Raw genomic sequence first — 12,066 nt, 5'->3', positions numbered from 1 at the left:
ATCCCCGTGCGCGGACGCTTCATCTCGATCGAGGGTGGCGAGGCGGTCGGCAAATCGACTCAGATCAGGCTGCTGGCCGACTGGCTAAGGACGCAGGGGCGGACCGTCACCGTCACCCGCGAGCCGGGCGGCACCGACAGCGCCGAGGCGATCCGCGCGCTGTTGCTCGAGGGCGGCGCCGATCGCTGGAACGCGCGCAGCGAGGCTTTGCTGTTCGCCGCAGCGCGCGCCGATCATGTCGCAAGGCTGATCCGTCCGGCAGTTGACGCAGGCGGCTGGGTGCTGTCAGACCGGTTCCTCGACAGCAGCCGCGCCTATCAGGGGATCGCAGGCGGCCTCGGTGATGCAGCGATCCTCGACCTGCACCGGTTCGGGTCCGAAGGCTTTCTTCCCGATTGCACCTTGCTGCTCGAATTGCCGGCGGACGAGGCTGCGCGCCGTGCGCTGTTGCGTGATGGCGCGTCCAGCGACCGGATCGGCGGGCGCGATGCGGCCTATCATGCCGCAGTAACCCAGGCATTCCGCGACTTCGCAGCCGCTGAGCCTCAGCGGTTTCGCACCATCGATGCGAGCGGCGACAGCGCAGTGGTCCATGCTCGCATCGTCGCGGCCATCGCGCCGTTGATGGCATGACGTCATGATGGCGTCGCAGGCACAATGGCTGGGACATGCCGAGCCTGAAACCACGCTTTTGCGGGCATTCCAGGCGCGCAGACTTCACCATGGCTGGCTGCTCGCGGGGCCCGAAGGGATAGGCAAGCGCAGCTTCGCGCTTGCTGCCGCGGCCCATCTGCTGACCCGCTCGCCCGATTTTGCCGCGGGGCATTTCGACGGCGATATGCACGGCACAGAGGGCCGGCTGCTGCTGGAAGGCAAGCACCCCGACTGCCACTATATCACCCTGGGTCCGCAGAACGACAAGGAAGCCCGCAAGGCCGAGGAAGGAAAACCCTTCGATCTTGCGCGCAACATCAAGGTCGATCAGATCCGCGCGCTGCAGAAGCGTCTGACCGTGCGACCCAGCCTTTCGGACCGGCGGGTGATCATCTTCGATGCGGCCGATCAGCTTGAACGCAACGCCGCCAACGCGTTGCTCAAGAGTCTCGAGGAACCGCCCGCCGATACCATATTCATGCTGATCGCGCACAATCCTGGGCGGTTGCTGCCGACGATCCGCTCGCGCTGTCTGGTGCTCGATTTTCCGGCGCTCAGCGATCCCGACATGGCCGACGCGCTGCGTGCGGTTCGCCCCGAACTGCCCGATGCAGAGATCGCAGCGTTGGTACGCCTCGGGCAGGGGGCACCAGGCCAGGCGCTCAGCTTTGCAGGGCTGGACATGGCCCGCATCGATGCTCTGCTCAGCGAGATCGCCGATCATGGCGACCGCGATCACCGGGCCCGCATCGCGCTCGGCAATATGGTCGCGAACAAGGCCAATCGCGAGCGCTTCCAGGCGCTGCTGCATTATGCGCCGCGCTTTGCCGCGCGGCGGATCCGCGATCTGCGCGACGACCGGCTGCCCGGTGCGATCGCCGCGTGGCAGGAGATTGGCGCGCTCGCCTCGCGCGCAGTGCTGCTCAACCTCGATGCTGCAGCGGTCGCATTTCAAATTGGCGGCTTGCTGGCGCGGCTGGCCCCGCCTAGATAGGCCGCAACCGGCGTTTACCGCCACCACCCGAACGAACGGCAGACATCACCGCCATGGGCGAACCCTATTACATCACCACCGCGATCAGCTATCCCAATGGCCGCCCGCATATCGGCCATGCCTATGAGGCGATTGCCGCCGACGTGATCGCGCGCTTCCAGCGGCTCAGCGGCCGCGATGTCCGTTTCCAGACCGGAACCGATGTCCATGGCCTCAAGATGCTGCAAAAGGCGCGCGAACTGGACACGACGCCGCGCGCGTTGGCCGATGAGATGTCACGATATTTCAAGGATATGTGCGACAGACTTGACGTCAGCTATGATCGCTTCATCCAGACATCCGAAGACGAGCACCATCGCGCGAGCCAGGCAATCTGGAAGGCGATGGACGCAAATGGTGACCTGTATCTTGATCGCTACGAAGGCTGGTACTCGGTCCGCGACGAAGCCTATTATGCCGAAGACGAGCTGGTAGACGACGGGCAGGGGGGCAAGCAGTCTCCGCAGGGAACGCTAGTTGAATGGACGGTGGAAGAGAGCTGGTTCTTCAGGCTCGATGCCTATCAGGACAAGTTGCTCGCTCTGTATGAGGAGCATCCCGAGTTCCTGCAGCCCGACACACGGCGCAACGAGATCGTCAGTTTCGTCAAGTCGGGCCTGCGTCCGTTGTCCGTGTCGCGCACCAGCTTCGATTGGGGCGTCAAGGTGCCGGGAAGCGATGGGCATGTGATGTACGTCTGGGTTGATGCGCTGACCAATTATCTCACGGGCCTGGGCTATCCCGACGAAACCGAATTGATGGTCAAGCATTGGCCCGCCGATCTGCACCTGATTGGCAAGGATATCGTGCGTTTCCACGCGGTCTATTGGCCCGCCTTCCTGATGAGCGCTGGCATCGCGGTGCCCAAGCAGGTGTTCGGCCATGGCTTCCTGCTCAACAAGGGCGAGAAGATGTCCAAATCGGTCGGCAACGTCGTCGATCCGTTTGCGCTTGCCGATGCCTTTGGCGTCGACCAGTTGCGTTACTTCCTGCTGCGCGAGGTCAGCTTCGGACAGGATGGGAGCTATTCGCCGCAAGCCATTGCGATGCGGTCGAATGCCGATCTGTCGAACAGCTTCGGAAACCTCGCCCAGCGCATTCTTAGCTTCATCGCCAAGAACCTAGATGGCTATCTGCCCGCGATCCGGGGCCACCAGCCCGCCGATACCGCGCTGTTCGAGGTTCTGACTGATGCGCTGCAGACCGAGATGCCCAAGGCTTTCGAGGAACTTTCGCTGTCGCAAGGGATCGAGGCGTGGATGCGCGCGGTGTTTGCCTGCAACGCCTATGTCGACGAACAGGCGCCCTGGGCGCTCAAGAAGACCGATCCCGAACGAATGGAGACGGTACTGGCGACATTGTACATCGCCATCGCGCAGCTTTCGATCGCGATCTCTCCCGTCATCCCGGGCAGCGCCAAGGCGTTGCTCGATCATATGGGCGTTCCCGACGATGTCCGTTCGCTCGCTGCGATGGGCAGTCACTGGTATTCGCCGCTCGCCGAGAGCGACTATCAGGTGGGCGTACCCAAGCCCTTGTTCCCGCGCATCGATCTGCCTGCCGAAGACGCCGAGTGATGCTGGTCGATTCGCACTGCCACCTGAACTACAAGGGCATGGCCGAGCAGCAGCCTGACCTGCTCGAGCGTGCGCGTTCGTCGGGCGTCACCGCGATGCTCAACATCTCCACCCGCGCCAGCGAATGGGACGCTGTGACCGCCACCGCGCACCGCGAGGCGGATGTCTGGGCAAGCATCGGCATCCACCCGCATGAGGCCGATGCGCATGCGGATATCGACACCGCACGCCTGGTCGCACGGGCCCAAGCGGACGAGCGGGTCATCGGCATCGGCGAGACCGGGCTCGATTACTTCTACGACCATTCCGACCGCGATCAGCAGCGCCGCAGCTTCATTTCGCACATCGCGGCGTCGCGCATCACCGGCCTGCCGCTGATCGTCCACACCCGCGATGCCGAGGACGACACTGCGGCGATCCTGGCCGAAGAAATGGGGAAGGGGGGCTTCCCCGCGCTGATCCACTGCTTCACCGCCAGCGCCGATTTCGCCGCCAAGGTGCTGGACCTCGGGTTGTACATCTCGATCTCGGGCATTGTGACATTCAAGAACGCCAAGGATCTGCAGGCGGTGGCGCGCGATATTCCGGCGGACCGGCTGATGGTCGAAACCGACGCGCCGTTCCTCGCGCCGGTGCCGCACCGCGGCAAGCAAGGTGAGCCTGCGTTCGTGGCCGATACCGCGCGCTTTGTCGCGGGCTTGCGCGACGAACCGTACGAGCACCTGTGCGAAACGACGTCGCAGAACTTCTACCGCCTGTTCAACCGGGCGCGCCCATGAAGGCGATCCTGCTGGGATCGGGCACCTCAGGCGGGGTCCCGCGGATCGGCAACGATTGGGGCGCGTGCGACCCCACCAATCCGCGCAACCGCCGTTCGCGGGTGTCGATGATCGTCGAACATGCCGGCAAGCGGGTGCTGATCGACACATCGCCGGATCTTCGCAACCAGCTCCTCGCGCAGGACATCGGCGCGCTCGACGCGGTGATCTGGACCCACGACCATGCCGATCACAGCCATGGCATCGACGATTTGCGCGCGCTATATCATCGCAGCCGCAAGCCGTTACCGGGCTTTGGCAGAGACTATAGTTTACAAAGTCTTATCAGCCGTTTCGACTATGTTTTTGCAGGCGGAGACGGGTATCCTTCGATCGTGGACCCGCATGATCTGGCCGATGACCAGATCATTTGCGGCATGCGGGTGCGCTGCGTCGATCAGCCGCACGGTCCGGTGCTGTCGACCGGTCTCAGGTTCGACGCCGATGGCATGTCGATCGTCTACGCCACGGATTTTGCCAGCGTCACCGACGACATGGTCGCGCTGTATTCCGGCTGCGATGTGCTGGTGACGGATTGCCTGCGCTACGAGAAGCATCCCACGCATGCCAATCTGGAGATGGCGATGGATCTGGCGATCCGTACCGGCGCGCGGCACACGGTGCTGACCCATATGGACAAGAGCCTCGATTACGCGACCTTGTGCGCGCAATTGCCCGACGCAATCGAGCCGGGCTTTGACGGGCTGACCATCGACCTCGAGCAGGTGGCGTAATGGGCGAAAGCGAAACCGCGAGCCTGATCTACAGCCTGTTACTGCTGGTGCTGGTCGGCAGCGCCCTGGTCTCGCGCAGCCTGCCGATCGGCCAGACGCTCAAGATGGCGCTGGGCTGGCTTGGCATCTTCGCGCTGATCTTCCTGCTGGTGAGCTTTCGCCCCGAACTCAAGATGATCTGGGAGCGTGTCACCGGCGAACTCGGCCTTGGCGGCGCGCCTGCGATCACCGGCGCGCCGACGACGCTGCGCAAGGGTGAAGATGGACATTTCTGGGTCAACGCCGAGGTCAATGGTGCAGCTGTGCGGTTCATGGTCGACAGCGGCGCAAGCTTTACCGCGCTGTCGGTCGATGCGGCACGCAGCGCCGGTGTCGAGCCGGATCCGCTCAGCATGAAGGTGGTGCTCGAAACCGCCAATGGCATCGTCGAGGCCGACCGGGCTACCGTGTCGGATCTTCGCGTCGGATCGCTTGGCATGAAGGATCATGCAGTGGTGATCGCGTCTGCCTTTGGCGAGACCAATGTGCTGGGGATGAATTTCCTTTCGGCGCTGGAAAGCTGGCGGGTCGAGGGCGACAGCATGATCCTGGTGCCGCGAACCACCTTGCGCTGACATGGTATTAATTTAACATAATATATATTATCGGACTTAAACAGATGACATCCGAGACTGACCCTTCCGCCATTTCCCCGGCCGCAACCACCCCGCTCGACCGGTTGGTCACGATCATGGCGCGGCTGCGCGATCCTCAGGCCGGATGTCCATGGGATATCGAGCAGACCTTTGCGACGATCGCGCCGTACACCATCGAAGAAGCCTATGAGGTCGCCGACGCGATCGAGCGTGACGATATGGCCGCGCTCAAGGATGAGCTTGGTGACCTGCTGCTGCAGGTTGTGTTCCACAGCCGCATGGCCGAGGAAGCCGGACATTTCGCCATCGGCGATGTGATAGACGCAATCAGCGAAAAGATGGTCCGCCGCCATCCGCACATCTTCGCGGACCAGTCGGTCGAGCAATGGGATTGGGAGGCAATCAAGGCCGAAGAACGCAGCGATGGCGGCTCATCCAGCGCCATGGATGGCGTCGCATCGGCGCTGCCGGCGCTGATGCGCGCGCAGAAGCTCCAGAAGCGCGCAGCGCGCACCGGGTTCGACTGGCCCGATGTCATGGGCGCGGTCGAAAAGATCGGCGAGGAAATCGAGGAATTGCTCGATGCCGAGAGTGAAGTCGAACGGATCGACGAAGCGGGCGATCTGCTGTTCGCCGCGGTCAACATGGTCCGCCACATGGGCGTCAGCGCAGAGGACGCATTGCGCGCGGCCAATGCCAAGTTCGAGCGCCGCTTCCGCGCGATGGAAACCGATGCCGGCGATGCCTTCGCAGGACTGTCGCTCGAGCAGAAGGAACAACTCTGGCAGCGCGCGAAAGCTTCGACGCGCGGGCTATAGCGCCTGGAACCTGCCCCAGTCCTTGTCCGACAGCCGCACCGAAAGCGCCAGCTCATCGCCCTTCTCGTCCGATGTCAGCACCTCGCCATGCGCGTGCAGCCACGCCAGCCGCTGGCCATCGTGCCGGGGCAGATTGACGTCATGAATGCGGTGGCTGATCACCAGCGCAGCCGATGCTGCCCGCAACAGGTCTGACACCCCTTCCCCGGTCAGCGCCGAGATCGGGCAAACGGTGCGATCGTCGGGCATGGTTTCGGTGAGGAACGCGCACGCGTCCTCGTCCAGTATGTCCCATTTGTTCCACGCTTCGATCAAGGGCGTCGCCAGCCCCTGTTCGGCGAGCGCCGGATCGATGACAAGGCCAAGATCGGTTAGGATCGTCTCCACCGACTCCGCCTGCATTTGCGCATCGGGGTGCGCCATGTCGCGGACATGGATGACAAGATCGGCCGACAGCACCTCTTCGAGCGTCGCGCGGAACGCGGCGACAAGCTCCGTCGGAAGATCCGAAACGAAGCCCACGGTGTCAGAGAGGATAACCTTTTCCACCCCGTCCAGACGGATGGCGCGCATTGTCGGGTCGAGCGTCGCGAACAGCAGATCCTCCGCCATCACCCCGGCCTGGGTCAGCCGGTTGAACAGCGTCGACTTGCCCGCATTGGTATAGCCCACCAGCGCGATCACCGGCCAGGGTGCCTTCTGACGCCGCTCGCGGTGCAGCCCGCGGGTGCGCTTGACCTGCTCCAGCTCGCGCCGCAGCTTGGCCATGCGATCGCGGATCATGCGGCGGTCGGCCTCGATCTGGGTTTCGCCCGGGCCGCCGAGGAAGCCGAAGCCGCCGCGCTGGCGCTCAAGGTGGGTCCAGCTGCGCACCAGCCGGCCCGCCTGATAATCGAGATGCGCAAGCTCCACCTGCAGCCGCCCTTCAGCGGTCGCGGCGCGCTCGCCGAAGATTTCAAGGATCAGCCCGGTCCGGTCGATGACCTTGACCTTTAGCCGTTCCTCCAGATTGCGCTGCTGGATCGCCGAAAGGCTGCCGTCAACGATCAGCAGCTCGGCCTTTTCGTCTTCCAGGCTGGCAGCGATGATATCGACCTGCCCTCCGCCGAACAAAGTCGCAGGGCGCGCGGTGCGGATGCGGAAGGCGTGCGATGCGCACACCGAAATGCCGATCGCCAGCGCAAGCCCCCGCGCTTCTTCCAGACGCGCGTCGGAATCCACCGCGCCGCGTCGGCCGAGATCGGGATAGGCAATGACTGCGCGGGTACCGCGAACGAAATCAAGAGCGTGAGGGTCGTTCAAACTTTGCTTTTTCCTTTTGTCCGGCCCCCGAACCGCCGGTTCAATCTTCTTCGCTGTCCGTATCACCCCAGTCGCCGGTCAGATCGACCGGGGCATTGGGTTGCACGGTGGATACCGCGTGCTTGTAGGCCAGCTGTGCCATGCCTTCGCGTTCGAGCAGCATGCAGAACAGGTCATAAGCCGCGACCTTGCCCTGCAGCATCACGCCGTTGATCAGGAACATGGTCACCGGAACCCCGGTTTCCTGCACGGTACGCAAAAACACTTCCTGCAGGTTGCGGTTCTTGGCGTTCTTGGCACCCATCAGCCCCGAGAAGATCCCGAGATCGATCGGCTGGGCAGGCATGACTGTCGAAATCGCATGCTTGTAGACAAGCTGTGACTGGCCATCGCGGCGCAGCATGACCGAAAAATTGTCGAACCAGGTCACGATGCCCTGAAGCTTGACGCCCTTGACCAGAAACATGGTCACCGGGATTTTCGATTTCCTCAACGAGTTGAGGAACACATCCTGAATGTTTTGAGCCTTTTCGGTCATTTTGACCCCCGGTCTTGGTGGTGACGTTGCACCACGGTTCATGAAAAGCCTGTCCGTCACATCCGGCACGGCTGCCGCCAAAGGCCGCACCCCATACATAGTGCCGAAAGCCCCTGTCGCCAATGGCCAGTTTACCGCTTTTCCTTGCCGATCAACGGTCGTGCAACCCCAAGAGCTTGAGTTTGCGGTGCAAGGCCGAGCGCTCCATCCCGATGAACTCGGCTGTCTTCGAGATATTGCCCGAAAAGCGCCGGATCTGGATCTTGAGATATTCGCGTTCGAAGCTCTCGCGCGCCTCGCGCAGCGGCACCCCCATCAGGCTGGAAATGCCCGCGGCGCGCCCGCCATCGCCCTGCACCAGTTCGGGCGGGAGCATGTCCACATCGATCTGCGAGAGCCTGCCGCGCGGCGCCAGGATGATCGTGCGCTCGATAACGTTGCGCAGCTGGCGGACATTGCCCGGCCAGTTGTAGCTCTGCAGCGCCGCCATCGCCTCGCTGCTGGTTTCCGGCGGCGTGATGCCATGCTCGCTGGCGAAGCGCGCGACATAATGCTCGACCAACGCGGGAATGTCGTCGCGGCGTTCGGTGAGCGCCGGGATCTCGACCGGCACGACGTTCAAACGGTAGAACAGGTCTTCGCGGAAGCGTCCCTCGGCAATCTCGTGCTCCAGATTGCGCGATGTCGCCGACACGAAGCGGACATCGACCTTGATCGGTCGGGTTGCGCCCACGCGCGAGAAGCTCTGGTCGGTCAGCACGCGCAGGATCTTGGCCTGGGTGGATTCGGGCATGTCGGCGACCTCGTCGAGGAACAGCGTCCCGCCGTGCGCGCGTTCGAGCAGCCCGGATGTCGCCACCCTGCCCTGGTCCTCCTCGCCGAAAAGCTCCTGCTCGAACCGATCCGGGGTCATCCGCGCGGAGTTGACCGTGATGAACGGCCCGCCCGAACGGCCGCTCCAGCTGTGCAGCAGCCGCGCGGCGACCTCCTTGCCCACGCCTGCAGGTCCGGTGATCAGCAGCCGGCTACCGCTGTTGGCGACGCGCTTGAGCGTCGCGCGGACCGCGTTGATCGCGCTGGAGCTGCCGGTCAATTCGTCGGAAATGCCAAGTTTTTCGCGCAGCTGAGCATTCTCGCGCCGCAGCCGCGCGGTTTCGGTGCCGCGCGCGACCATATGGATCAGTCGCTCAGCCTCGAACGGCTTTTCGATGAAGTCCATCGCGCCGCGCGAGATCGCCGAAACCGCGGTGTCAATGTTCCCGTGACCCGAAAATATGATCACCGGCAGATCGGCATCGCGCGACTTGATCTCGTCGAGCAGTTCGAGCCCGTCGAGCTTGCTGCCCTTGAGCCAGACGTCGAGCAGCACCAGGGACGGGCGGCGTTCGTCGATCGCGGCGAGCGCGGCATCGCTGCCACCGGCCGAACGGCAGCTATAGCCTTCGTCCTCCAGCACGCCCGAGACCAGGTCCCGTATATCGCGCTCGTCATCAACAATCAGGATTTCCAAAGGCATAGATCAGTTGCTTTCCTCATCCTGTGCCGTGCGGCTCAGTTCGTTGTGGCGGCGGTCCGCGGTCGCGCCGATGCGCGATGCCCGGTCTGGGCTGCTGTGCCGGATGACAGGCGCGGCGTTGGCTGCATCCTGTCCGGCGCTGGCGAGCAGCAGATCGGTATCAAGACGGATGATTACGCGTGTCCCTCCGACGTCGTTCGATTCAAAGGCAAGGTCGCCGAAATGCTCCTCGACGATCTTCTTGACGATCGCGAGGCCAAGCCCGGTCCCCTTCTCGCGCGTGGTCATATAGGGCTCGACGATGCGGTCGCGGTCTGCGGGCAGGCCGATGCCGTTGTCGTCCAGCGTAAGCACCAGATACTGCGCCTGGCGCGAGACGGTGGCGGTGACGCTGCCCTGATAGACCTCGTCCGCCTGTGTCTTGGCCTCAATGGCTTCCACGGCATTCTTGAGAATGTTTGTCACAGCCTGGCCGATCTGGCGGCGGTCGCAATGCAGGTCGCTGCCCTCGTGCACGCCTTCGGCCGCAAAGCGAATGGCGGGATGCGCGACTTCCTGCAGGAAGATTGCCTGCCGCACGAGGTCGAAGAAATTCTCCTCGCGGAACACCGGCTTGGGCATCCGCGCAAAGGACGAGAATTCGTCGACCATGTTGCGCAGATCGCCCACCTGCCGCACGATCGTGTCGGTGAGCTGGCCGAAGGTCGGGTCGTCCTCGCTGACCTTCTTGCCATAGCGCCGCTTGAGCCGCTCGGCGGCAAGCTGGATCGGGGTCAGCGGGTTCTTGATCTCGTGCGCGATCCGCCGGGCGACGTCCGACCACGCTGCCTGTCGCTGGTCGACCAGCTGCTGGGTGATATCCTCAAAGGTGATCACCAGGCCATAAGGCTCGCGCACGGTGCGCACCGCCAATGTCAGCAGATCGGTTCCGCGCGAATACTGGATCACCGCCTTCTCGGTGCCGTCGCCCACCAGCCGCGCAAAGGGCGGCGCGATGCTCGACAGGGTGCAGCCCAGGCACTGCTCGGCGTCGATCAGCAACAGCCGCTGCGCGGTGCTGTTCATCAGCCGCACCATGCCCATGGGATCGACCGAAATCACGCCGGCGCTGACGGATTCGAGCACCGCCTCGGTAAAGGCGCGGCGATCGTCGAGCTGGCTGTTCGCGCGTATCAGCGCGGATGTCTGCTCGGAGAGGCGGCTCGCCATGCGGTTGAATGCCCGGCCCAGCACCCCGACTTCGTCCGTGCGGTTGGCGGTGTCCACCCTCGTTGCGAAATTGCCGGTGCTGATGTCGCGCGCGGCGCTGGCCATGTCGGTCAGCGGCCGCACCATTCGGTCGGCGAACTTGAGCGCAGCCCACAAGGCGACCGCGACCAGCAGCAGAGAAACCACGAACAGCGCGATGTTGAACTGGACCTGCAGGTTCTGCGATCGGGAGAACAGGGCCTTGTAATCGGACAGCACCGTCTGCGCCCGCTCCCACTGGCTCAGCGCCAGCTGGTTGGAGGCGCGCGCGACATACAGATACACCCTCGCCTTCTTGTCGAGTGGAGTGACCACCTCGATCCGGTCGGCTTCGGCGGATACCACCGCGGTTTCGCCCGCCTCAAGCTGCCGCACGATATCCGGTGTGACCCGGTCCGACGAGGTGCGGTTGTCGGGGTCGACGATCGCGGCGGTGCGGATCACCCCGTCATCGCCGATCTCGACAATGGCGGATTCGTTCATCTTGCGGCCGACAACCTGGAAGATATAGGCCTCGGCGAACTCCGGGCTGTCGATCCGGGTCTGCTGCAGATATTCGCGCAGATCGCTCGCCATCGCGACAGTCTCGGCAGAGACGTCGCGGCGTCCCTCCTCGTAATAGCCGCGCGCCAGGTCATTGGCGTTCTCCAGCATTCCGCGCGCGCGGTCTGAGAACCAGAACTCGACGCCATATTGGAACAATAGCGAGGTGATCACCACGACCAGCAGCATCGGGATCGAGGAGATCAGCGAGAACAACGCGACGAACCGCACGTGCAGGCGGCCTGTCCCCTGCTCGCCGCTGACACCCGCGCGGCTGATCGCAACGCGCCTGCCGATAAGTGCGAGCAGCGCCATGGCGGGCACCAGATTGCCGACCAGCAGGGTGGCGGTCACCGGAGCAGGCACCATCGCCTGGCGGCCTTGGTAGCTGCCGACCAGCCAGATCGAGAAGCCGATCATCGTGATCAACAGCACCACGCAGCCGACCTCAAGCACCGGAAACAGGCTGCCCTTGCGCATCATGACGGCAAAGCGGCGCGCAAACCGGCTTTTCCTGGGCTGGGGCAGTGCGGAAGACGCAAGCATAGTGGTGAGTTTACAACAGGTGCGTTGCCAGAATACAAGGCATTTTACTTAAGTGTTGCAGAATATCACCGCATAACGCACCCGCTTCGACGCAGGGGTCCGCT

General features: G+C 63.5%; 11 protein-coding genes. 7 read left to right on the top strand and 4 right to left on the bottom strand.

Annotation, left to right across the window (positions count from 1 at the left end):
* The first annotated feature begins 6 nt into the window (after positions 1 to 6).
* From tmk to mazG, 7 genes are read left to right on the top strand one after another with little or no spacing between them, the layout of a single operon-like run.
* A complete protein-coding gene (tmk, locus tag IP68_RS10370) occupies positions 7 to 633 on the top strand; it encodes a dTMP kinase (RefSeq protein ID WP_054134916.1) in 627 nt (208 codons plus the stop codon).
* A 4-nt stretch (positions 634 to 637) separates the two neighbouring features.
* Positions 638 to 1,648 carry a hypothetical protein gene (locus tag IP68_RS10365; protein ID WP_082382280.1) on the top strand — a complete coding sequence of 337 codons (1,011 nt, stop codon included), beginning with the start codon at positions 638 to 640 and terminating at the stop codon, positions 1,646 to 1,648.
* 53 nt (positions 1,649 to 1,701) lie between these two features.
* Positions 1,702 to 3,264 carry a methionine--tRNA ligase gene (metG, locus tag IP68_RS10360; protein WP_054134915.1) on the top strand — a complete coding sequence of 521 codons (1,563 nt, stop codon included), beginning with the start codon at positions 1,702 to 1,704 and terminating at the stop codon, positions 3,262 to 3,264.
* Positions 3,264 to 4,043 (top strand): TatD family hydrolase, encoded by a 780-nt coding sequence (locus IP68_RS10355; RefSeq protein WP_054134914.1) that lies wholly within the window; start codon positions 3,264 to 3,266, stop codon positions 4,041 to 4,043. The genes metG and IP68_RS10355 overlap by 1 nt, the downstream gene beginning before the upstream one ends.
* On the top strand, positions 4,040 to 4,816 hold the full coding sequence (locus tag IP68_RS10350) for an MBL fold metallo-hydrolase (protein WP_054134913.1): 777 nt from the start codon (positions 4,040 to 4,042) through the stop codon (positions 4,814 to 4,816). Before IP68_RS10355 ends, IP68_RS10350 begins: the two co-directional genes overlap by 4 nt.
* Complete coding sequence (locus tag IP68_RS10345; protein WP_054134912.1) at positions 4,816 to 5,430, top strand: TIGR02281 family clan AA aspartic protease; 615 nt, start codon at positions 4,816 to 4,818, stop codon at positions 5,428 to 5,430. The genes IP68_RS10350 and IP68_RS10345 overlap by 1 nt, the downstream gene beginning before the upstream one ends.
* Positions 5,431 to 5,474: 44 nt before the next feature.
* A complete protein-coding gene (gene mazG, locus IP68_RS10340; protein WP_082382279.1) occupies positions 5,475 to 6,269 on the top strand; it encodes a nucleoside triphosphate pyrophosphohydrolase in 795 nt (264 codons plus the stop codon).
* Here the strand turns inward: mazG and hflX are convergent.
* From hflX to IP68_RS10320, 4 genes are all read right to left on the bottom strand, one after another.
* On the bottom strand, positions 6,264 to 7,571 hold the full coding sequence (gene hflX, locus IP68_RS10335; protein ID WP_054134911.1) for a GTPase HflX: 1,308 nt from the start codon (positions 7,569 to 7,571) through the stop codon (positions 6,264 to 6,266). The genes mazG and hflX overlap by 6 nt on opposite strands.
* 40 nt (positions 7,572 to 7,611) lie before the next feature.
* Entirely contained in the window at positions 7,612 to 8,109 is a 498-nt protein-coding gene (gene hfq, locus IP68_RS10330) for an RNA chaperone Hfq (protein WP_082382278.1), read from the bottom strand.
* A 151-nt stretch (positions 8,110 to 8,260) separates the two neighbouring features.
* The gene (locus IP68_RS10325) at positions 8,261 to 9,625 is read right to left on the bottom strand and encodes a sigma-54 dependent transcriptional regulator (RefSeq protein ID WP_054134909.1); all 1,365 of its coding nucleotides are present in this window, start codon (positions 9,623 to 9,625) and stop codon (positions 8,261 to 8,263) included.
* A 3-nt stretch (positions 9,626 to 9,628) separates the two neighbouring features.
* Positions 9,629 to 11,962 carry an ATP-binding protein gene (locus IP68_RS10320; protein WP_054134908.1) on the bottom strand — a complete coding sequence of 778 codons (2,334 nt, stop codon included), beginning with the start codon at positions 11,960 to 11,962 and terminating at the stop codon, positions 9,629 to 9,631.
* Positions 11,963 to 12,066 lie beyond the last annotated feature (104 nt).

The sequence above is a fragment of the Blastomonas sp. AAP25 genome, from assembly GCF_001295965.1.
In the GTDB taxonomy this organism is placed as follows: Bacteria; Pseudomonadota; Alphaproteobacteria; order Sphingomonadales; family Sphingomonadaceae; genus Blastomonas; species Blastomonas fulva.
Note: the sequence above shows the minus strand (reverse complement) of the source record. Positions and strands in the feature narration are given on the sequence as shown.